Source organism: Geothrix campi (genome assembly GCF_024609265.1).
Lineage (GTDB): Bacteria > Acidobacteriota > Holophagae > Holophagales > Holophagaceae > Geothrix > Geothrix campi.
Genome location: NZ_JANHMP010000001.1, coordinates 252,824 through 273,990 on the forward strand (window position 1 = coordinate 252,824; position 21,167 = coordinate 273,990).

Below are 21,167 nucleotides of genomic sequence, written 5' to 3' on the forward strand. Positions count from 1 at the left end.
TGGGGACCGGAGGATCGGATGCGGTGGCTGATGGTGGCATTCCTCCTGTTGGCTGGGTTCGGCTGCCGGAAGCCTGAGACTGTGGCTCCGCCCCAGGCGCGGCTCATCGTGCGGTACCTGGATCGGGACGCCGTGCTGGATCTGGCGGCCATGCCGGCCGAAGGGCCATGGCGGGTGATGAACGCGGGGCAGTGGGAGCCCCTGGAGGTCCGCTGGAAGCCCGGCGCCCAGGGCGCCACCCCGCGCATCGGCGCCGCCGTGGTGGGCCGCACGGCCCCCGACTGGGTGCTGCTGGAGGATCCCGCCCAGGACACCCATCGCGTCGTCATGCGCGGCCCCGGCCCCGAGGAGGTGGCCCGCCGCAATGACCGCATGGACCCCGACGACCGCGACGCCCTTGCTGTGCTGGGGGTGTTGTGGGTGTTGGGATGGACGAGGTGGTAGGAGGCATCTGCGGCCTCCGCTAGAATGGCCCTTCCCGAGACGGCCCATTTGGCCCCCGGCGATTGAGAGGCATCCATGACGACGACTCCTTTGGTGGGCATCCTGATGGGCTCCAAGAACGACTGGGAGACCATGCAGCACACGGCCCTCACCCTGAAGAGCCTGGGCGTTCCCTTCGAGGCCCATGTGGCCAGCGCGCACCGCACGCCGGAGAAGGTGGTGGCGTTCTGCAAGGAGGCCGAAGGCCGGGGCCTGAGGGTGATCATCGCTGCGGCCGGTGGGGCGGCGCACCTGGCGGGTGTCTGCGCGAGCAAGACGCACCTGCCCGTGCTGGGCGTGCCCATGAAGGGCTGGGCCACGGAGGGCATGGACGCGCTGCTCTCGACGGTGCAGATGCCCTCGGGCATTCCCGTGGGCACCCTCGCCATCGGCAAGGCCGGCGCCATCAACGCCGCCCTCCTGGCCACCGCGATCCTCTCGCTGACGGATGCCGGCATCTGCGAGCGCTACCTGGCCTACCGCCAGGCGCAGACGGAAAAGGCCCTGGCTGATGATGATCTCGTGATGCCCTGACATGGACCGCGTCCACCTCATCACCCTGTCGGACCGTGCCTCGCGGGGCGAGTACCAGGACCAGTCCACGCCCTTGTTGACGTCCTGGCTCAAGGGGCAGGGGGTGAAGGCGGTGACTTCCTCGCTGATGCCCGACGATCCGGCGGCGTTGGAGGCAGACCTGCGGGTCGCGGTGGCCTCGGAGGCGCCCCTGGTGCTGACCTGTGGCGGCACGGGCTTCGGCCCCCGGGATACCACGCCTGAGGCCACGCGTCGGGTCATAGAGCGCGAGGCGCCCGGCATCTGCGAGCTGATCCGCGCCAAGGGCGGCCATCCCCTGGCCTTCGCCAGCCGCGCCGTCTGCGGCATCGCGGGGCGGACGGTGATCCTGAACCTGTCGGGCCGGCCCGCCGCGGCCCTGGAGCAGATCCAGTTGGCCTGGCCGCTGCTTCTGCATGCCGTGTCCGTGCTGCGGAAGGAAGGTGCGGCCGGAGGGCCCTGCACGTGAAGGTCTGGGCGCGCATCAACCACGTGGGCTGGGTGCACCTCTGGCGCTGCCGCGAGGACTTCGAGGCCGCCGAGCCCTCGGTCCATTTCCTCCACGGCAAGACCGACCCGCGCTGGGCGGAGGCCTCCCTCACCGCCGAGCAGCGGCGGGCCCTGGAGGCCGGGGACCTGGTCGAGATCGAGGATCCAGGCTTCTTCGACGACGAGGCGTGAGACCGGTTCGCATTCAAGGATGGAGCCTCAGCCCCGAGGCTCCCGAAGGGCACGGAGACCTCCGCGTCTCGGTGGCGGGCCCTTATCCTGCGACGGGCACGGCCACCAACGCCTCGAGCCGGTGGTACAGCGCCAGCAATGAGCAGCTGAGCCACAAATTCATGGCGCCGCCCAGCAGGTTGAAGATCCAGAAGGCCGGGTGCTTCAGGCGCAGCAGCGCACTGGGGCCGAGGTCAGGGTTCAGGGAAGGTAGCAGGCGGTCCAGGGCCCACCCTGCGGCGATCTGGTAGAGCAGGGCCACCAGCAGCATGGCCAAGACCGCCTGGACGATCCGGGGCCAATGGCGGGTCATGGCAACCTGGCTCCAGCGCAGGGAGGCCAGCGCAGAATCTCCCCGGAGCAGCATCCGCATGGGCGCCCAGCCGAACAGGGTGAGGATCAGAACGCCCGGGATCAGGAAGCAGAGCAGACCCAGGCCGATGGCCATGCTGAGGCCCAGGCGCAGGAGAAAGGCCTTCAGCCAGCGAGCCTCGAAGACGGCATGCCAGGTCGCGGTGGGATTGACCGGGGTGTCGCGGAGCTCTGCGTCCAACTGGGCCTGCAGCCTGGGGATGAAATACATCTCGAGCGGCAGCAGCCCCGCGAAGGCGAAAATGGGCTGGACCAGCAGGCTGGGCCCCGCCCCCGCGGCCAGTTCCAGGGCGGGTCCCAGCTGGGTGAGCACCATGGCCAGCAAGACCAGCCCGAAGGCGAGCAGGGGATGCAGGCGGGCCAGGGTGAGCCCTTCGCGGAGGGCGCCAAGGTGAGAGGGTGGAGGCGTGCGCATCCCTCCAGGCTATCCGGGGCTATCATCATCGGCATCATGACGCCCGAAGCCCCCTGCCTCCTGGTGGCCAGCCCTTCACTCCTGGACCCCAACTTCCTCCACGCGGTGGTGCTGATCGTTGAACACGACGAGGAGGGCGCCCTGGGATTGATCCTCAACCGGCCCCTGCCACTCGCGTTGGCCCAGGTCAGCGAAGAGGGTGGCCTGGCCTTCCAGGGTTCCGAGGAGGCCACGGCCTGGCGGGGAGGGCCCGTGGACCCCCAGCGGGGCATCCTCCTGGTGCAGGGTGGCCTGCCCGAAGAGGAGGACACGGTGGTGGACCTCACCCACTTCGTGAGCCACCGCAAGAATCTCCTGGAGAGCCTGTTGGGTGACCCGACGGCCCGGTACCGTCTCTTCCTCGGGTATGCGGGCTGGAGCCCCGGTCAACTGGACCAGGAACTGGAGATGGGGGCCTGGACGCGGCGCCCTGTAGTCTCCGAATGGTTGATGCACCCCGACCCCACGGGCCTTTGGCAGGTGGCACTGGGCAGCTAGGCCAGTGGGTGAGCTGGACCTCGGTTCTTCGCGAAGGGCGTGTTATACAGGCATCAAAAATTTTTATATAAATGGGACGAACCATTAAACGGATTGTCCGCCGGGTAGCCTGGAGCCACACAGCTCCCCGGAGGCAGCGATGACCTGGAAGCGATCCCTTCGACTCGCCGCCGTCCTGGGTGCGGGGCTTCCCCTGGTCGCCGGGGGCAGCGCTCCGGTGAACGATACCGGGACCACGGCTTGGATGCTGACTTCCACCACTCTCGTGCTGCTGATGGTGCCTGGCCTGGCCATGTTCTACGGCGGCCTGGTCCGGACCAAGAACGTGCTGGGGACGATGATGCATTCGTTCTCGGCCATGGCCGTGGTGGGTGTCCTCTGGACGGTGGTGGGCTATGCGCTGAGCTTCGGCCCCAACGCCCTGGGCGGCCTCATCGGCTGGAGCCGGGGTCTGGTGCTTCTGCGCAGCATCGATCACACGATTCTTCCGGCCGGGGTGCCCGAGTACGCCTTCGCCATGTTCCAGGGCAAATTCGCCATCATCACACCCGCCCTGATCGCGGGGGCGGTGGCCGAGCGGATCACCTTCCGGGGTTGGGTGGCCTTCATCACGCTCTGGGTGCTCTTCGTCTACTGCCCGCTCTGTCACTGGGTGTGGGCGCCCGATGGCTATTTCTTCAACCTCGGCGCCAAGGGGGCCATCGACTTCGCGGGCGGCACGGTGGTGCACATTTCCTCGGGCGTGGCGGGGCTGGCCCTCGCCCTGTTCCTGGGGGCGCGCCACGGCTACCCGAAGACCGCCATGGCCCCGAACAACCTGACCTTCACGCTCATCGGCGCGGGCCTGCTGTGGGTGGGCTGGTTCGGTTTCAACGCCGGTTCCTCCATCGCCTCGAACCTGGAAACCGCGCGGGCCCTCACGGTCACGCAGGTGGCCGCGGCCGCTGGGGCCCTCACCTGGATGCTCATCGAGATCATCCGCGAGGACAAACCCACGAGTCTGGGCATGGCCTCGGGCATCCTGGCGGGCCTGGTGGTCATCACGCCGGCCGCCGGTGTGGTCCAGGTGGGCGGGGCCCTCACGCTCGGGGCCATCGCGGCGTGCACCTGCTACGGCATGATCATGCTGAAGAACCGGCTGGGGTATGACGACTCCCTGGACGCCTTCGGCATCCACGGTACTGGTGGCATCGTCGGCGCTCTGGGCCTCACCTTCTTCATCCGAGGTTCCTGGTGGGCGGAAGCCGCAGCCAAGGTTCCTGGCTGGGGCCTGCTCGCCCAGCTGAAGGTCCAGGCCTTCGCGGTGGGAACCACCATCGCCTTCTCCGTGGTCATGACACTGCTCATCGCCTTCCTGGTGGAGAAGATCGTCGGTTTCCGCGTGACCGAGGCGGTGGAGAAGGCAGGTCTCGACCACGACATCCACGGGGAACGTGCCTACGGTCTGAACAACCTGAACTAGGAGATTCCGATGAAGCTCATCACCGCCATCATCCCTGAAGAGAAGCTTGATGAAGTCCGCGAGGCCCTGATCGAAGCGGAGATCGAGCGCATCACCGTCACCCGCGTCAGCGGCCATGGTCGCCAGCAGGAGATCATGGTCCAGCGTGGCAAGAAGATCGTCCCCAACCTGATTCCCAAGGTCCAGATCACCATCGCCTGCAATGACGCGTTTGAGGACATCACCGTGGACACCATCATCCGCACGGCACGGCACGGCGCGGGCGAGGTGGGCGACGGGAAGATCTTCGTCCAGGAGCTGAAGGAGTGCATCCGCATCCGCACCGGCGAGCGGGGCGGCCAGGCCATCTGAGGGCAGGAATTCCGCTAGGCTCACAGCATGCGAAGCATCGTCTGGTTCCGGGGCAAGGACCTGCGTGTGGCAGACCACCGGCCCCTGGTGGAGGCCGCCGCCGCGGGCGAAGTGATCCCACTCTTCGTGCTGGATCCCTTCTTCTTCGCACCGAAACGCGCCCGGGACCTGCCCCATCGCCTGCAATTCCTGCTGGAATCGCTGAGGGCCCTGGAAGCCAACCTCGCCCACCTGGGGTCGCGCCTGCTGGTGGTTCCGGGGCGCAGCGTGGAGGTGGTGCCGCGGCTGGCAGCCCAATGGAAGGCCGACCAGGTGCTGGCCCACCGCTGGGTGGAGCCCTTCGCGCGGGATCGGGACCGCCGGGTGGACGAGGCCCTGGCCCGCGAGGGCATCGCCTTCCGCCTGTTTGAGGGCGAGACCCTGCTGCCACTCGGATCGGTGCGGAACGGGCAGGGCGGCATGTTCCGGGTGTTCACACCCTTCGCCCGGGCCTGCGGGGCGAAGCTGGGTCTGGAACCGGTTCTGGCGGCCCCGCGAGCGCTCCCGCCAGTGCCCGGGGACATCCGAGTCGACACGGTGCCGATCCCTGCGCTGCCTGACCTGGGGCTCGCACTCAATCCCCGCCTTCAGGCTGGCGGGGAGCGGGCGGCCCGCCAGCGGCTGAAGGCCTTCCTGCACGATGCCCTGACGGGCTACGGGGTGGACCGGGATCGCATGGACCTGCCCGGCACGTCGCGGCTCAGCGCGGACCTGAAGTTCGGCACCCTGTCCGTGCGTGCCCTCTGGCAGGCCGTGGCGGCGGCCGGGGCCGGCGAGTCCGGGCACCGCTATCTCAACGAACTGCTCTGGCGCGAGTTCAGCCACCACCTGCTGGGGGAGTGGCCGGAGCTGCTGGAGCGGCCCTTCCGGCCGGCGTTCGAGGGCTTCCCCTGGCGCGAGGACGAAGCCGCCTGGGAGGCCTGGACTGCAGGTCGCACGGGCTACCCCGTGGTGGATGCCGCCGCCCGGCAGCTGCGGGCCGAGGGCTTCGTCCACAACCGGGCCCGCATGGTGGCCGCAAGCTTCCTCACGAAGCACCTATTGCTCGACTACCGGCGCGGCGAGGCCCACTACCTGCGCTGGCTCACGGATGGGGACTGGGCCGCAAACAACGCGGGCTGGCAATGGTGTGCTGGTTGCGGCTGCGACGCCCAGCCCTGGTTCCGCATGTTCAACCCCGTGACCCAGGGCCGGAAGTTCGATCCCGACGGGGCCTACGTGAGGCGCTGGATGCCTGAGCTGGCCGACTATCCAACTGCATTCATCCACGAGCCCTGGCAGGCGCCGCAGGCGATCCGTACCCGGTTCGACTACCCCGAGCCCATCGTGGACCACGCCTTCGCACGGGAGCGGTTCCTGGCTACGGCGAAAGCACACCTGAGGCATGCGAAGATGGGCTGATCAACCCGGTGACAGCATGCGCAAACATTTTCACTTCAAAGCCCCGCACGCAGTGTGCTTCCTGGTTTTTGGGCTGCCGCTGATGGCCCAGGCGCCACCGGCCCGGGCCAACCCGATTTCACCTTCGATCCGGGTGGAAGGGCGCGTTCTCGACCTCGATGGCCATCCAGTGCCTGCGGCCATGGTGGCACTGGTTCCCGCCAATCCGGCTGACGCCAGGATCCAGGTGGTCGATGCCTCCGGCCATTTCATGCTGGAAGGCTCACCGGGAACGAAATGGGGCCTGACGGTCACGGCCTCGGGGTTCCTTCCTCATTTCAGCAACCTCGATATCGAGCCGGGGAAGACCGATCCAGCCGTGGAGGTGAAGCTGAGGCCCGGCGGCTTTCCTGTCCGGGGGACGGTGCTCGCCGCCAAGGGGCACTCCCTCGAAGGGATGCGCCTCGGGTTCTCCCGATTCAGCCAGGAGGAAGGCGATGTCTTCTTCGCAGAGGTGAAACAGCAGCGGTTCGACCTTAACCTGGCCCCGGGAGCCTACACGATCGATGCCACCGCCAAGGATCAGTCCTTTATCGGCGGTCGTTTCGACTTGAAGGGTGAAAAGACGGATATCAGGGTGATGTTGAAGGCCGAACCTGTTCCGGCTGGAGCCGAGGTGCTGGCCTGGATCAAGACGAACGCCCTTCCCCTTCGGACCGTGCTGCCGGGTCAAGGCTTCGAGGACTTGCGGCCCTTGGAGGCCATCGTGGGAAACGCGCGGGTGGTGGGGCTGGGGGAAGCCACCCATGGGACGAAGGAGTTCTTTCAGCTCAAGCACCGGATCTTGGAATTCCTGGTCGAGAAGGAGGGGTTTACCCTCTTCGGCCTGGAGGCCGGCATGCCGGAGGCGTCGCTTCTGGATGACTTTGTCCTCACCGGGAAAGGTGATCCTGCCGAAGCACTCGCTATGACCCACCCGGTGTGGAACGTCGAAGAAATGCTCGCCCTGATCCGGTGGATGCGGGCCTACAACGCGAACCCGGCCCATCCGAAGAAGCTGCGGTTCTACGGGTTCGACATGCAGGAACGCAAACGGACCTACGCCTGCGTCAAGGTGTGGCTGGACGAGGAGGATCCTGGCGAGGCCGTACGCCTCGCGAGCCTGAACGACCGGATGAGTGCACTACTCGGAGCGCCGCAAAGCAGTTCCAGCACTGAGAGACTCAAGGCCTGGAAGGATCTGGCCCAGGAAGTCGAAGCCCTCACGCAACGCCAGGAGAAGCGGATGGCGGTCTCGATTTCGGCGGGGCTGTCGGAAGTGGCCCGGTGCCAGTTCCAGAACATCCGCCTGCTGGCTCAGTTCGCGGCAGTCAGGGGGGATGCCGATCGAGGTCTGCGGGATCGCTTCATGGCCACCAATGTGGCCTGGAGGCTGGCACAGGATCCGGGCGCAAAGATGGTCCTGTGGGCTCACAACGGCCATATCGCCTATCGTCCGGGGGTGAAGATCGGGGCCGAAACCATGGGCTGGTACCTGCGTCGCTCCATGGGGCAGGCCTATCGGAACTTTGGCTTCGCTTTCCGGGATGGCGCCTTCCGGGCCTGGGATGCGGGGCCGGAACGGAAAGGGGCGATGACCTTCACGGTGGCGCCGCAGGCCAAGGGCACCTTGGACGCGGCGCTCGGGTCTACGAACCTCCCCATCCTGGCGTTGGACTTGGGTCGGCTGCCGGGACAGGGGCCGATTCGGGAATGGTTCGAGGCACCTCAGGGTACCTGGGATGTCGGGGCTGAATTCATCCCAGCCTCTGCCGATCGCTTCCTCCAGAAGGAACCCATTACCGCCTACTACGATGCGTTGCTGTTCGTGAGCCGGACCTTGGCGGCCACGCCCTGCCAAAAGCCCTAAGGCGGGGGATGCCCTGATAGAGTGGAGGAAGCGGTTCGCCGCTATCCCTTCTGCTTTATTGACTTATGGGTATTGCATGCACATCATCCGATTCGACGGCAAGAAACCTGGAACCGCGGACTGTGAACAGGAGACGGCGCTGCTGGCGGCCAGCACCCGGGCGGGCGTGCCGCTGCCGCACCGCTGCGGGGGACATGCTCGTTGTGGTACCTGCCTCGTCACCGTGGTCGAGGGTGCCGAACACCTGAGTGAGAAGGGCATCACCGAGACCCGTGTGCTGGAAGTGCTGAAGGCCAAGCCCGATCAGCGCCTTGCCTGCCAGGCCTGGGCGAAGGGCGATGTGAGCGTGACGTACTAGCCTCGGATCACCCCACTGGCCGGCGGCCCTCCATGGCCCGATCCAGCGTGAGTTCGTCGGCATATTCAAGGTCGCTGCCGATCGGCAGGCCCAGTCCGATGCGGGTGGTGCGGACGCCGATGGGCTCGAGGATGCGGGCCAACCAGCTGGCCGTGGCCTCGCCATCCACAGTGGGATTGGTGGCCAGGATGACCTCCTGGATGGCGCCATCCTCCAGGCGTTTCAGCAGTTCACGGATGCGCAGCTGGTCGGGCCCCACGCCGCGCAGGGGCGAGACCAGGCCGCCCAGCACGTGGTAGCGGCCCCGGAAGTGGCCGCTACGCTCGAAGCTGAGCACGTTGGAGGCCTCCGCCACGATGACGAGACTGGTGGGATCCCGCCGGGGATCCAGACAGATGGGGCAGGTGGGCTGGTCCGTGAAGGCGCCGCAGACCTGGCAGAACCCCACCTTTTCCGACGCCTGTTGCAGCTGATGAGCCAGGTGGGCCATGGCCTCCGGTCCTTCCTTCAACAGGTGCAGGGCCATGCGCTGGGCGGACTTGGCGCCCACGCCCGGCAGCTTCTGAAGGCTTTCCACCACGGCCTCGAGGGGCGGCGGCAGCTTCATCGCCCGCTCCTGTTCTTCACAACCCCAGGCCCGGCAGGTTGAGACCTGCGCCCATGCCGCCCATCTGCTTCTTCATGGTCTCGTCCACCTTGCTGGCGGCATCGCGGAAGGCGGCCGTGAGGAGATCCTCGAGCATGGAGGGATCCTCAGGATCCATGGCCTCCTTGGCAATGGAGATCCCCATCAGTTCCTTGGAGCCGTTGAGGGTGACCTTCACCAGTTCGCCGCCGGCGGTGCCCTCAACGCGCAGATTGGCCTGGGCTTCGGCCAGTTTCGCCTGCATCTGCTGGGCCTGTTTCATCAGGAAGCGCATGTCCATGGTCAGTCTCCGGGAATGGGGGTGGGCACGGGGCGGCGCAGGCGGTGCGCCAACCGCAGCATCAGAAAATATCCCACGGGTATCGCCAGGCCGCTCATCACGAACCCGCCCAGCAGATAGGGCGCGAGGATGGGTTTGAGCATGGCGGCCGCGGCCTCGAAGCCTTCACGGGAGCTGACGCTCTGCCAGCCGATGCTCTTCCAGGCCACGCCGCTCAGATCCAGGTGCAGGCCCCGGCCTAGGAGGACGTTGCCGAACAGGGCGGAGCCGGTGGCCATGGGCACCATGGTCCAGGGGTTATTGGTGAAGGCGCCCAGGAAGGCGAGGGGCCGATGCAGCTTTTTCGTCAGGGCGCAGGCCATGAGCACCAGTCCGGTGTGCGTGCCCAGCAGCGGGTTCCAGGCGATGGCGAAGCCCAGGGCGAAGCTCCAGGCCAGGTGGTGCGGCTCCAGATCCGGATCGGCCAGGAAGCGCTTGGTGCGGGCCCAGATGTGCGTCTTGTCGTGATGCTTCATGAAGATCCGAAGTGGTTGAAGCTGAGGTCGGGAAGGGGGCGGAGCGAATCTCCATCATAGGCCAGCACGGGGGATTCCCCGCGGGGCAGGGCCATGCCTACGGAGATAAGGGGCAGGCCGAGGCAGGCCTCCAGCTCCACCTGGGACAAGGAACTGCCGAAACAGCGGGCGTAGTCCTCGCCGCCGCGCAGCGCGTCCTCGTCCAGGCCAGGATCCACGGTGATGCTGAGGCCGGAGGCATCCGCCAGGTTGCGCAGGTCCCGGCTCAGGCCGTCGGACAGGTCCAGGCAGGCGTGAACTTCGGGAATCTCCGCCAGGCGCGGGCCCAGGCCCAGTCTTGGCCGGGGCGCCAGATGAGCCTCCAGGTCGGCGTCGGGATGGGCGGGATCCCAGCGCCGGCCCGCCTGGAGCTTCCGCAAACCCCGCAGGCTGGCGCCGGGGCGCTGGTCCACGAAGATCCGGTCGCCTGTAAGGAGGCCATCCCGTCGCAGCCAGCGGGTCGCGAACCCGAAGGCCGTGAGGCCCAGGCCAAGCCCTGAGGGCCGGCCCACGGTATCCCCGCCCAGCACCTGGACAGCAGCTTCACCAGAAGCCGCCGCCAGGCCCTTCAGGAAGGTCTCCAGCCAAGGGCCGTCGATTTCCGGGCCCATGGCCAGGGTGAGGGTGTAGCCGAAGGGCCGGGCGCCGGAGGCGTCCAGGTCCGACAGGTTCACCGCCAGCAGCTTGCGGGCCAGGAGATCCGGGGGGTGCCAGTCGAGGCTGAAGTGCTGGCCCGACTCCATGAGATCCGTGGTCACCAGCAGAGTCTGGCCGAAGGGAGTTGCTGGCAGGGCGCCGCAGTCATCCATGAGCTCGCCGCCGCCAGGCAGCAGATCCCGGATCCGGGCAAGAATTCCCGTTTCCTGCAGGCTCATGGGCGGACCTCCGTCACAACTCCAGTCTCCCACGGCCCTGGAAGCCAGGCGAAGCTTGGTCCGCGGCCATGGCGATGCTAGTTTGGTTGGGTTCGCCCCTTGCCAGGGCCCCCATTGAATTTCTAGGAGACGACCATGGCCATCACCAAAGTCTGGATCGACGAAGGCTGCATCGTGTGCAATGCCTGCGAGGCCGAGTGCCCCGACGTGTTCCACGTCACCGACACCAGCTGCAACATCAATGGCTCCGTGCGCGAGGACGGCATCGATTCCGAGAACCGGGATGAGCAGAGCCCTCTCTCCGGCAGCTTCGGCACCGACCTGGAAGCCAGCATCGAGGCCGCCGCCGCCGGCTGCCCCGTGGAAGTCATCAAGTTCGAGAAAGCCTAGGACTGAAACGGCTTTGCCGTTTCAGATGAGAACGGGCGCCGATCGGCGCCCGTTCTGTACTTCGGGCTGCAACTGCGTCACCATGGAAGTCCTCCGGAGGTCCCGATGCTCAACCGTCTGCAGGCCGATCTGAAAACCGCCATGCTGGCCAGGGATGCAGCCCGGACCCAGGTGCTCCGCATGGCCCTGGCCGCCTACAAGAACGAAGCGGTGGCCAAGGGGCTGAGCCCTCAGGGCACCTTGGCCGAGGCGGATGCCCTGGCTGTCCTCAAGCGCCTGGTGAAGTCACGGGAAGACAGCATCGCCCAGTTCGAGAAGGTGGGCCAGGCGGACCGGGCGGCCCAGGAGCGGGCGGAGATCGAGCTGCTAAAGCCCTACCTGCCGGCCATGATCGAGGGCCCGGCCCTGGAGGCGGCCGTGAAGGCGGCCATTGCTGAATCCGGGGCCACGACGAAGAAGGACATGGGGCTGGTCATGAAGGCCCTGCAGGCCGCCCATGGCGGCGCCTTCGACGGCAAGGCTGCCAGCACCCTCGTCCAGAGCCTGCTGCCCTGAAACCGCGAAACACGCGAAAGGGGGTCGAGGCCAGGGTGCCGGGGCCCTTTGGGGAATCCCTGGAAATCGTCCGATTCATTCCTGACCAAGGTATTTTCGCGTAGGTCCGCAGCGCCTTTCGCGGTTCGGCATTCCTGGTCCGGATGTGGCTCCTGCCTGGGTTAGACTCGAAGGTTCGAGGCCCCTGATGAAGCAGTCGAAGCTCCTGATCCAGACCCTGCGCGAGACGCCGCGCGATGCCGACGTGGTGAGCCAGCAGCTCATGATGCGCGCCGGCATGATCCAAAAGGTGGCCGCAGGCATCTACAGCTACCTGCCGCTGGCCTTCCGCAGCATCCGCAAGTTCGAGGAGATCGTCCGCGAGGAACTGGCCAAGGACGGCTGCCAGGAACTGCTCATGCCCGCGGTGCTGCCCGCGGAGCTGTGGCAGGAGAGTGGGCGCTGGAAATTCTATGGCGACGAGCTGCTGCGGTTCTGCGATCGCAAGGCGAAAGCGGAAGTGGCCGAGCGCCGCGCCCGGGGCGAGAAGCCGGACGAGCGCGAGTTCTACAACTTCTGTCTGGGCCCCACCCACGAAGAAGTGATCACCGACATCGTCCGGAAGAACGTGCGCAGCTACAAGCAGCTGCCCATGAACCTCTTCCAGATCCAGACCAAGTTCCGCGACGAGCGCCGCCCGCGATTCGGCCTCATGCGGGGCCGCGAGTTCACCATGAAGGACGGCTACTCCTTCCACGCGGACGACGCCTGCGCCGATCGTGAGTACTGGGCCATGTTCAACGCCTACAAGCGGATCTTCAGCCGCCTGGGTGTGAAGTTCCGCCCGGTGGAAGCGGACAGCGGCGCCATCGGTGGCAGCTTCACCCATGAGTTCCATGTGCTGGCCGGCAGCGGCGAGGACGCCATCCTCAGCTGCGACGCCTGCGACTACACCTCCAACATCGAGAAGACGGAGGCTCCGACGCTGCCTGCGGGCGATCATGGGAAGGCCTTCGAGTTGAAGAAGGACCACTTCCGCACGCCGGGCGTGGTGGGGCAGGTGGAGCAGGCCGCGGGGATGATCGATGCGGAGCATCCCGCGGGGGTGCCGATCACTCAGACCAGCAAGTTCTTCCTCTACCGCGTCACCTTCGCGGATGGGAGCACCAAGCTGGTGGGTGCTGTCCTGCGTGGCGATCACGAGGTGAACCCGGTGAAGGTGAAGAACTTCGTGGGCGCAGCCGAGATGGAGCTGATGCCCCTGGAGGAGGCTGAGGCCTTCACCGGTGCCAAGACCGGCTTCATGGGGCCCGTGGGATTGAAGGACGTCCAGCTGTTGGTGGACCGCAGCCTTGAAGGCGCGGTGAACCTCACTTGCGGTGCCAACCACACGGACTACCATCACTTCGGCCTCGACCCGATGCGCGACCTGCCGGGTTGCACCTACGTGGATCTGCGCATGGCTGCCGAGCACGATGCCTGCACCCGCTGCGGGAAGGGCACCTACCAGGCCTTCCGCGGCATCGAGGTGGGCCAGGTGTTCAAGCTGGGCCTGAAGTATTCCAAGAGCATGGGCTGCACCTTCCTGGATGAGCAGGGCAAGGAGAACCCCATGGTGATGGGCTGCTACGGCATCGGCATCACCCGCACCGTGGCCGCCGCTATCGAGCAGAACTACGATGCCGACGGCATCATCTGGCCTTGGCCCATCGCGCCCTACCAGGTGCACATCGTCTGCCTGGATCCGGGTAGTGCGGAGGTGGCTGGGATCGCGTCCCAGGTCGAGCAGGATTTGGAAAAGGCGGGCTTCGAGGTGCTGCACGACGACCGCGAGGGCATGAGCCCCGGCGCCAAGTTCAAGGACGCGGATCTGCTGGGCTTCCCCCTGCGCCTTATTGTGGGCGCCAAGGGACTCAAGGACGGCCTCGTGGAGCTGCGCGACCGCCGCACCAAGGAAGTCGTGAAGCTCAAGCCGGAGGCCGCCGTCGCCGAGGTCGCCGCCGCTCGCGATCGCATCATGCAGGAACTGGAAACTGCGGGAGGACGTTAATGGCTGAGGGTCGGGTCCACCTCACGACGTTCATCGAGGGTGTGCTCGTCCACGGCCAGCAGACACCCTTCGTGCTGCTCGTGCCCTCGCCCCATTCTCCGCATCGCGGTCTGCTCATGCCCGCCCAGATCCCCTGGTCGCCTGGTTTCCTGCCCACTGCTTTGCTGAACGCACAAATCGAGGCGGGGTGGGGCATGCCCTACCGGTTCGTGGACAAGTCCACCCTCCCAGTGGTCTTCGACGAGCGTACGAGTCGCCTTCCCACGCCCTGGCTGCTCCGGCTCGAAGGGCTCGAAGGCCAGCAGCGCCTCTACCTCAGCCACCTCCTGCGGACCAAGGCCCCCGAGGATCTGCTGCCTCCGCCACCCACCGGCGGCCAGTGGTTCAACGACAGGGGTCTTCAGAACGCGGACCTGTTGCCTGGGGTGCGGAGGCTCTGCCAGGCGGCCCTGCAAGCGGTGTCCGAAGGCTGAGGTTCCAGCCAGCTTCCGTTCCTACGAAAATCGGCGCCGAACGGCGCCGATTTTCGTAGGAGCCGCGCCCTGGAATCAGAACTGTTCGAAGGCGTTGAAGAAGTAGCTCACCTCGAACTTGGCGCTCTCGGGTTTGTCGCTGCCGTGGGTGGCATTACGGCCGATGCTGGCGCCGAAGCGCTTGCGGAGCGTGCCCTCGGCGGCATTGGCCGGGTTGGTGGCGCCCATGAGGTCGCGCCAGCGCAGGATGGCGTTCTCGCCCTCAAGCACCATGATCGCCACGGGGCCCTCGGTCATGAAGGCCTCCAACTCGGCGTAGAAGCCCTTGCCCACGTGCTCGTGGTAAAAGCCCTGGCAGATGGCGGGGGTGAGGCGGGTCAGCTTCAGGCCGACGATCTTGAGGCCGCTCTGTTCGATGGCGGTGAGGATCTCCCCCATGTGGCCGTCCTTGACGGCGTCGGGCTTGACGATGGCAAAGGTGCGTTCGAAGGCCATGATTTCTCCAGAATCCAAACGATCAGTCTGCCCAGACTAGGTAAATTCGGCAACCAAGGAGGCTTGGCTGGTGGTCCTCACGCTGGGAAATGGCGATTCGTCAGGCTACAATCAATGGTTTACGCGACTGGACGGATCCATGATCGACAACCTCCTCAAGAAACTCATCGGTTCCAAGAACGACCGGGAGCTGAAGCGGCTGTGGGCCAAGGTCCAGTTCATCAATGCCTTGGAGCCGGAGATTTCGGCCCTGAGCGATGAGGCGCTGAAGGCCAAGACGCCCTACTTCAGGGAGAAGCTGGCCAACGGTGCGACCTTGGAGGAGATCCTGCCCGAGGCTTTCGCCGTGGCACGGGAAGCCAGCAAGCGCGTCCTCAAGATGCGGCACTTCGACGTGCAGCTGGTGGGCGGCATGGTGTTGCACGAAGGCAAGGTGGCTGAGATGAGGACGGGCGAGGGCAAGACCCTCACCGCCACGCTGCCGCTCTATCTCAACGCCCTGGCGGGCCAGGGCGCCCATCTCGTCACCGTGAACGACTACCTGGCTCGGCGCGACGCCGAGTGGATGGGTCGCCTCTATTCCTGGCTGGGGCTCACCATCGGCGTCGTCCAGCACGGCCTCGATGACCAGGAGCGCCGCGACGCCTACGCCTGCGACATCACCTACGCCACCAACAATGAGCTGGGCTTCGACTACCTCCGCGACAACATGAAGTGGGACCTGGAGGACTTCACCCAGCGCGGCTTCCATTACGCCATCGTGGACGAGGTGGACTCCATCCTCATTGACGAGGCGCGCACCCCGCTGATCATTGCGGGCAGCAGCGAGGAGGACACCTCCAAGTACTTCCGCATCGATGCCGTCGTGCCCAAGCTCAAGGCCGAAGTCCACTACAAGGTGGATGAGAAGGACCGCCAGGTGATGCTCACCGATGAGGGCATCCATCATGCCGAGCAGCTCCTGGGCGTGGCGAACCTGTACGATCCGGGCAGCATCGAGACCCTGCACGGCCTCAACCAGGCCTTGCTGGCCCACAACCTGTACCGTCTGGACGTGGACTACATGGTCCGCCCCAAGGAAGACGGGAAGGGCATGGAAGTGGTCATCGTGGACGAGTTCACGGGCCGCCTCATGCCGGGCCGCCGCTGGTCCAACGGCCTGCATCAGGCCATCGAGGCCAAGGAGGGCGTGGAAGTCAACGCCGAGAACCAGACACTTGCCACGGTGACCTTCCAGAACTTCTTCCGCATGTATGGCAAGTTGGCGGGCATGACCGGCACGGCCGAGACCGAAGCCACGGAACTGCACTCCATCTACAAGCTCGATGTGGTCATCGTCCCCACCAACATGCCCATGGTCCGCAGGGATTTCGCAGACACGGTGTACGCCACCCGCAAGGGGAAGAAGAAGGCCATCGTCGAGGAGATCCGGGAGCTCCACACCAAGGGCCAGCCGGTCCTGGTGGGCACCGCCAGCATCGAGAGCAGCGAAGACCTGGCTGATGCCCTCAAGGCTGCCCGGATCCCCCATGTGGTGCTGAACGCCAAGCACCATGAGCGGGAGGCCGAGATCGTGGCCCAGGCAGGCCGCAGAGGTGCCGTCACCATCGCCACCAACATGGCTGGCCGCGGCACGGACATCATCCTCGGTGGCAACCCCGAGGGCATGGCCCGGATGGAGGCCAAGAAGAAGGACATCGCCCTCTACGACGAGGAGGGCCTGGAAACAGCCGAATTCTCCGCCCTCGTGGAGCAGATGCGCGAACAGACTGCGGCCGAGCACGAGGAGGTGGTCAGCCTCGGTGGCCTGCACATCCTCGGCACCGAGCGCCACGAAAGCCGCCGCATCGACAATCAGCTCCGTGGCCGCGCCGGCCGCCAGGGCGATCCCGGCAGCAGCCGCTTCTACCTGTCCCTCGAGGACGACCTGATGCGGATCTTCGGGGGCGATCGCATCAAGAGCCTCATGGGCGCCATGGGCATGAATGATGACGAGCCCATCGAGGCCGGCATGGTCACCCGGGCCATCGAACGCAGCCAGAAGCGCGTGGAAGCCCACCACTTCGAGATCCGCAAGCACCTGCTCGAGTACGACGATGTGATGAACAAGCAGCGCATCTTCTTCTACGGGCTGCGCACGGAGATCCTGAAGGGCAACACGAAGGATTACGTGCTGCGGGTGGCCGGGGAGATCGCCGAGGGCATTGCCCACGACTTCCTGCCCGACAAGGGTGAGCGCGATCTGGCGGGCTTCCGCGAGCGCGTGGAGCAGCTCTTCACGCTGACTGGCGAAGAGGTCGACGCCGTGGGCCAGCTGCCCTACGCCCAGGCCAGCGAGGCCCTGGCTGCCCTGGTGCAGCGGTTCTACGAGGGCAAGGACGAACGGCTGGGCGGCGAAGGCATGCGCAGCTACGAGCGCTGGTCCATCCTCCAGATCATCGACGCGGCCTGGAAGCGCCATCTGCTGGTCATGGACCACCTCAAGGAAGCCATCGGCTTCCGCGGGTATGGGCAGAAGGATCCGCTGGTGGAATACAAGCGCGAGAGCTACGAATACTTCGAGCAGATGCGCTTCGGCTACGAGGACGAGATCATCTCCTACCTCTACCGGGTGGAGCCCCAGCCGGCCTACACGCCAGAGGAGGAGCTCTTCCGCGGCCCCGGCGACACCATCGAGCTCGGCCCCGACGAGCAGGGCAATCCCCCCGAGGGCATCCAGCGCGTGCTGCGGTTTACCGCGGGCGGCCTGGAGGATTGAGCACCCAGGCTTGTTTGACTTGAGAAAATCGCAGGGGGCCACTTGGCCCCCTGCGATTTTCTTGGGCAGGCCCGTCGGCCCTGCTACGGTTTCTGGATATGGAACTCATCGTCGTCACGGGACTTTCCGGAGCCGGGCGCCATTCGGTGCTGGGAGCGCTGGAGGACAGCGGCTGCACGGCCCTGGACAATGTCCCGCCCCGGCTTCTCGAGCCCCTGATCGAGCTGGAATCGAAGCTCAGGCCCGGTCGGGAGCGCCTGGTGGTGGGCATGGACAGCCGCCACGCGGATTTCGCGCACGAGTTCGGCCCCCTGCTGGAACGTCTCAGCAGCGGCAATGTGCCGGTGCAGGTGGTCTTCGTGGAGGCAGACGACAGCGTGCTGCTGCGCCGCTATTCGGAAACCCGGCGACCCCACCACCTCGCCCTGCTGGGCTCCGCGGGCGAGGGGATCCAGCGGGAACGGGAGCTGCTCGCCCCGATCCGCGCCCTGGCAACCACCATCCTGGACACCACCGGTCTGAGCCTGGCGGAGTTGCGGTTGCGCGTCGCGGCCCTGGTGCCCCAGCTCCCCACCCGCAGCACGGCCGTCCGGCTGCTCAGTTTCGGCTTCAAGCGGGGGGTACCCGCGGATGCGGATGTGGTGCTGGACGCCCGGTTCCTGCCCAATCCGTACTATGTGGAAGCCCTGAAACCGCTGACGGGGTGCGATTCGGCCGTACAGGAGTACCTGCTGGAATCCCCGGAGTTCCGTGAGTTCCTGGAGCGCGCCGAATCCTGGCTGCGCTGGTCTCTGCCCCTGGTCCGCCAGGAGGGCCGGGCCTACCACACCCTCGCCATCGGCTGCACCGGCGGTCAGCACCGTTCCGTGGCCCTGGTGGAGCTGCTCGCCCACCGGATCCGGAACGATGTGGCCGCCCTCACCGTGCGCCACCGCGAGCTGAACGGGTGATCATTCCCCTGTAAAGATCACGCCGCGCTTGGCCAATTCCGCGCGGATGAAGTCCCAGGCTCCGGGTTCCTGCCCCAGGAATTCCGGCGGGTTGACGCCGGGCCGGGCATAGCCCTTCTGGACGACGAGCCGCACGGCGGCGGTGCAGGTGTAGCCAGTCGTCCTCGCCATGGAGGTGGTCTTCGTGGCGGGGTCGTAGCGGTCCAGGAGGTTCAGCTCCCGACACACCCGCTGACCATTCTTCAAGCCAGCCACGGTGACTCGCATGATCGTGAAATCCTCATCGCCTTCCTGCATGGACCACATGGGGAAGAGCAGGGCGGTGGTGAGGTCCAGGGGGCTGATCTCCACCCCGGCCACCTGGAGCTTCTCCTTGTTGAAGAACCCGGATTCCCGCAGCATCCGCATCTTCTCGATATGACCTGGATAGCGGAGGGTCTTCTCCTTCATGTCTGGTACCTGGGGGAAGGTCTTGATGAGGCTGCGGAGGCCGTCCGTGTTGAAGGATTCCAGCGTGCCCAGACCCTCGAAGTCCAGCAGCTCCGGTTCGGACAGGGCCGGCAGCGTCACCGTGCGGCCGTCCTTCACGTAGCGGGCGGGGCGGGTGTATTCCTCGATGACGTCGATAGGGCTGAAGCCGGCCTTGTATTCGTAGGGCCAGGTCCGCACCGCGGGCAGGCCGCCCACCAGGCACTCGAAGGAATCCACGTGATCCCACTGCCGCAAGGTATCGCCCAGGATGATGTTGCCGCAGCCCGGTGCCACACCACAGTCCACGATGGCCGTGAGGCCCTGGGCCTTCGCCAAGGCGTCCAGCTCGAAGCAGTCCTCGTCGAAGAAGGAGATGTCCACCAGGGGCTTGCCAGCCTCCAGCACGGCCTTGGCCGTGGCGAAGCCCATGAAGCCCGGCACGGCACCCACGACCAAGTCCGCATCCGCCACGGCCGCCTTCACGCCATCGGGGGAAGCCAGGTCGGCGGGCCGGGTGGTCAACCCCACGCTGCGCATGCGGGCCAGAGCACCTTCCGAGCGGTCGGCCACCGTGACCTTGAAATCCAGGGCGAGATCCTTGGCCATGGCACCGCCGACGCGGCCGGCTCCGAGAACGACGACATGGGTCATGGGAGACTCCCTTCAGGGGCCGCGGCGCGGGGCTTCACGGCGAAGTAGACCGGCCAACCCAGGGCCACCAAGGCCAGGCCCGGCCAGGAATAGCTGGGGCGGTAAATGAAGAGGGCACCGATGATGGCGAGGGCGCCGAGGACGTAGAGGCCGGGAACGTAGGGGTAGCCCCAGACCTTCACGGGACGTTCAAGGTCGGGCCGCCACCAGCGGAGGAGGAAGATCCCGCCCACGGCCAGGACGTAGAAGAGGATCGTGGGCAGCATCACGAAGTCCAGCAGCTGGCCGTAGGTGCCCGTGAGGGTGAGCAGGCAGGTCCAGAGGGCCTGGATCCAGAGGCCGAAGCCCGGGACGCCATGCTCGTTGAGGAGGGCCGCCCGGGGGTAGAAGAGGCCATCCTCCGCCATGCGCTGGTAGACCCGGGCACCGGACAGCACCAGGCCATTGAGGCACCCGAACATGGAGACCAGGATGCTCCCTGCCATGATGAGCCCACCCCCGCTGCCCAGCACGGCCTGGAGGGCGGCGCTGCCCACCCGATCCTGGGGGGCGTGGGCGATGCCCGAAGGCCCCAGCACCTTCAGGTAGGCGGCATTGGCCAGCACGTAGAGGCCGCAGACCAGGGTGGTGCCGATGAGCAGCGCGAAGGGGATGGTCCGCTTCGGATCCTTCACTTCCCCGGCGATGAAGGTGATGGAATTCCAGGCATCCGCCGAGAACATGCTCCCCGTCTGCACCACGAGCAGGGCCGTGAGGAAGGGCAGGGCGGCGCCGTCTGTGGCGATGAAGGGAGCCTGGGAGGGGGCGACGGCGGGCTTCAGCAGCAGGCCCAGCAGGATCAGGGCCGCGAGGCCGCCGATCTTGGCCACGGTGAAGAGATCCTGGATGCGGGTGCCGAGCCGCACGCCATAGAGGTTCACGGCACTCAGCAGCACCACCACGGCGATGCCGGACAGTCGCGAGGGGGTGAGCCCGAGGTGATAGGGGCCTACGGCGATGGCGTGGGTGATCTTCATGAGGGGCACGTCCAGGTGGGGCCCCATCCAGGCCGAATCCGTGACCGCCGGGAGGAAGCTGCCCAGGTACTTACCGAAGCCCACGGCCACCGCCGCGATGGTGCCGCATTCGATGACGACGAAGAAGGTCCAGCCGTAGAGGAACCCGACGGCGGGGCCATAAGTCTCGCGCAGGTAGGTGTACTGGCCGCCGGCCTGGGGGAACATCCCCGCCAGTTCGCCGTAGCTGAGGGCCGCAAAGAGGGTGAGTATCGCCGTGAGACCCCAGGCCGCCAGCAGGAAGCCCCCGGAGCCCCCGGTGCGCACCATGTCCGCGGCCACGATGAACACGCCGCTGCCGATCATCGAGCCGGCGATGAGCATGGTGGCCGAAAACAATCCGACGTGACGGCGATAGCCGGGTGCGCTCATAGGTTCCTTGGGTGGATGGATCCACGCTATCACGG

General features: G+C 66.4%; 24 protein-coding genes. 16 read left to right on the top strand and 8 right to left on the bottom strand.

The genetic code is table 11. The features are described from left to right. Positions 1-18 precede the first annotated feature (18 nt). From NOV65_RS01270 to NOV65_RS01285, 4 genes are all read left to right on the top strand, one after another. On the top strand, positions 19-444 hold the full coding sequence (locus tag NOV65_RS01270; RefSeq protein ID WP_257303532.1) for a hypothetical protein: 426 nt from the start codon (positions 19-21) through the stop codon (positions 442-444). Positions 445-519: 75 nt separating this feature from the next. Next, positions 520-1,017 (top strand): 5-(carboxyamino)imidazole ribonucleotide mutase, encoded by a 498-nt coding sequence (purE, locus tag NOV65_RS01275; protein WP_257303534.1) that lies wholly within the window; start codon positions 520-522, stop codon positions 1,015-1,017. A gap of 1 nt (position 1,018) precedes the next feature. Beyond that, positions 1,019-1,504: a MogA/MoaB family molybdenum cofactor biosynthesis protein gene (locus tag NOV65_RS01280; RefSeq protein ID WP_257303536.1), complete on the top strand. Its 486-nt coding sequence runs from the start codon at positions 1,019-1,021 to the stop codon at positions 1,502-1,504. Further along, positions 1,501-1,716, top strand: coding sequence for a hypothetical protein (locus tag NOV65_RS01285; protein ID WP_257303537.1), 216 nt, complete (start codon positions 1,501-1,503; stop codon positions 1,714-1,716). The genes NOV65_RS01280 and NOV65_RS01285 overlap by 4 nt, the downstream gene beginning before the upstream one ends. A gap of 82 nt (positions 1,717-1,798) precedes the next feature. Here NOV65_RS01285 and NOV65_RS01290 read toward each other — a convergent pair whose 3' ends face one another. Beyond that, positions 1,799-2,542: a hypothetical protein gene (locus tag NOV65_RS01290; RefSeq protein WP_257303539.1), complete on the bottom strand. Its 744-nt coding sequence runs from the start codon at positions 2,540-2,542 to the stop codon at positions 1,799-1,801. Between the two features lie 36 nt (positions 2,543-2,578). Here NOV65_RS01290 and NOV65_RS01295 point away from each other — a divergent pair, with 36 nt between their 5' ends. From NOV65_RS01295 to NOV65_RS01320, 6 genes are all read left to right on the top strand, one after another. Continuing rightward, positions 2,579-3,079 (top strand): YqgE/AlgH family protein, encoded by a 501-nt coding sequence (locus NOV65_RS01295; protein WP_257303540.1) that lies wholly within the window; start codon positions 2,579-2,581, stop codon positions 3,077-3,079. A 139-nt stretch (positions 3,080-3,218) separates the two neighbouring features. Further along, positions 3,219-4,541, top strand: coding sequence for an ammonium transporter (locus NOV65_RS01300; RefSeq protein WP_257303541.1), 1,323 nt, complete (start codon positions 3,219-3,221; stop codon positions 4,539-4,541). Between the two features lie 9 nt (positions 4,542-4,550). Further along, positions 4,551-4,892, top strand: a complete 342-nt coding sequence (locus NOV65_RS01305) for a P-II family nitrogen regulator (protein WP_257303543.1) — start codon at positions 4,551-4,553, stop codon at positions 4,890-4,892. 27 nt (positions 4,893-4,919) lie between these two features. Further along, positions 4,920-6,332, top strand: coding sequence for a cryptochrome/photolyase family protein (locus tag NOV65_RS01310; RefSeq protein WP_257303544.1), 1,413 nt, complete (start codon positions 4,920-4,922; stop codon positions 6,330-6,332). A gap of 16 nt (positions 6,333-6,348) precedes the next feature. After that, entirely contained in the window at positions 6,349-8,220 is a 1,872-nt protein-coding gene (locus tag NOV65_RS01315) for an erythromycin esterase family protein (RefSeq protein WP_257303546.1), read from the top strand. A gap of 76 nt (positions 8,221-8,296) precedes the next feature. Further along, on the top strand, positions 8,297-8,578 hold the full coding sequence (locus tag NOV65_RS01320; protein WP_257303548.1) for a 2Fe-2S iron-sulfur cluster-binding protein: 282 nt from the start codon (positions 8,297-8,299) through the stop codon (positions 8,576-8,578). Between the two features lie 7 nt (positions 8,579-8,585). Here the strand turns inward: NOV65_RS01320 and recR are convergent, their stop codons facing one another. Genes recR through NOV65_RS01340 form a run of 4 tightly spaced genes read right to left on the bottom strand, consistent with a single transcriptional unit; the run spans position 8,586 to position 10,933 of the window. After that, the gene (recR, locus tag NOV65_RS01325) at positions 8,586-9,185 is read right to left on the bottom strand and encodes a recombination mediator RecR (protein WP_257303550.1); all 600 of its coding nucleotides are present in this window, start codon (positions 9,183-9,185) and stop codon (positions 8,586-8,588) included. Between the two features lie 16 nt (positions 9,186-9,201). Next, positions 9,202-9,504 (bottom strand): YbaB/EbfC family nucleoid-associated protein, encoded by a 303-nt coding sequence (locus NOV65_RS01330; RefSeq protein ID WP_257303552.1) that lies wholly within the window; start codon positions 9,502-9,504, stop codon positions 9,202-9,204. A gap of 2 nt (positions 9,505-9,506) precedes the next feature. After that, positions 9,507-10,019: a DUF2062 domain-containing protein gene (locus NOV65_RS01335; protein ID WP_257303554.1), complete on the bottom strand. Its 513-nt coding sequence runs from the start codon at positions 10,017-10,019 to the stop codon at positions 9,507-9,509. Continuing rightward, the gene (locus NOV65_RS01340) at positions 10,016-10,933 is read right to left on the bottom strand and encodes a thiamine-phosphate kinase (protein WP_257303555.1); all 918 of its coding nucleotides are present in this window, start codon (positions 10,931-10,933) and stop codon (positions 10,016-10,018) included. The genes NOV65_RS01335 and NOV65_RS01340 overlap by 4 nt, the downstream gene beginning before the upstream one ends. Before the next feature lie 135 nt (positions 10,934-11,068). Here NOV65_RS01340 and NOV65_RS01345 point away from each other — a divergent pair, with 135 nt between their 5' ends. The 4 genes from NOV65_RS01345 to NOV65_RS01360 all read left to right on the top strand — a co-directional run bounded on the left by NOV65_RS01345 (position 11,069) and on the right by NOV65_RS01360 (position 14,380). Further along, positions 11,069-11,323 carry a ferredoxin gene (locus tag NOV65_RS01345; protein ID WP_026853950.1) on the top strand — a complete coding sequence of 85 codons (255 nt, stop codon included), beginning with the start codon at positions 11,069-11,071 and terminating at the stop codon, positions 11,321-11,323. Between the two features lie 105 nt (positions 11,324-11,428). Next, a complete protein-coding gene (locus tag NOV65_RS01350) occupies positions 11,429-11,878 on the top strand; it encodes a GatB/YqeY domain-containing protein (protein ID WP_257303558.1) in 450 nt (149 codons plus the stop codon). 187 nt (positions 11,879-12,065) lie between these two features. Continuing rightward, the gene (locus tag NOV65_RS01355; RefSeq protein ID WP_257303559.1) at positions 12,066-13,907 is read left to right on the top strand and encodes a proline--tRNA ligase; all 1,842 of its coding nucleotides are present in this window, start codon (positions 12,066-12,068) and stop codon (positions 13,905-13,907) included. Further along, a complete protein-coding gene (locus tag NOV65_RS01360) occupies positions 13,907-14,380 on the top strand; it encodes a hypothetical protein (protein WP_257303561.1) in 474 nt (157 codons plus the stop codon). The genes NOV65_RS01355 and NOV65_RS01360 overlap by 1 nt, the downstream gene beginning before the upstream one ends. Positions 14,381-14,455: 75 nt before the next feature. Here NOV65_RS01360 and ndk read toward each other — a convergent pair whose 3' ends face one another. Continuing rightward, complete coding sequence (gene ndk / locus NOV65_RS01365; RefSeq protein WP_257303562.1) at positions 14,456-14,875, bottom strand: nucleoside-diphosphate kinase; 420 nt, start codon at positions 14,873-14,875, stop codon at positions 14,456-14,458. A 139-nt stretch (positions 14,876-15,014) separates the two neighbouring features. On the opposite strand from ndk, the gene secA reads away from it, so the two are divergent. After that, a complete protein-coding gene (gene secA / locus NOV65_RS01370; protein WP_257303564.1) occupies positions 15,015-17,633 on the top strand; it encodes a preprotein translocase subunit SecA in 2,619 nt (872 codons plus the stop codon). A gap of 98 nt (positions 17,634-17,731) precedes the next feature. After that, entirely contained in the window at positions 17,732-18,583 is an 852-nt protein-coding gene (rapZ, locus tag NOV65_RS01375; protein WP_257303566.1) for an RNase adapter RapZ, read from the top strand. Here the strand turns inward: rapZ and NOV65_RS01380 are convergent, their stop codons facing one another. Then, positions 18,584-19,705 (bottom strand): saccharopine dehydrogenase family protein, encoded by a 1,122-nt coding sequence (locus NOV65_RS01380; protein WP_257303568.1) that lies wholly within the window; start codon positions 19,703-19,705, stop codon positions 18,584-18,586. After that, complete coding sequence (locus tag NOV65_RS01385) at positions 19,702-21,132, bottom strand: APC family permease (RefSeq protein WP_257303569.1); 1,431 nt, start codon at positions 21,130-21,132, stop codon at positions 19,702-19,704. The genes NOV65_RS01380 and NOV65_RS01385 overlap by 4 nt, the downstream gene beginning before the upstream one ends. Between the last annotated feature and the right edge of the window lie 35 nt (positions 21,133-21,167).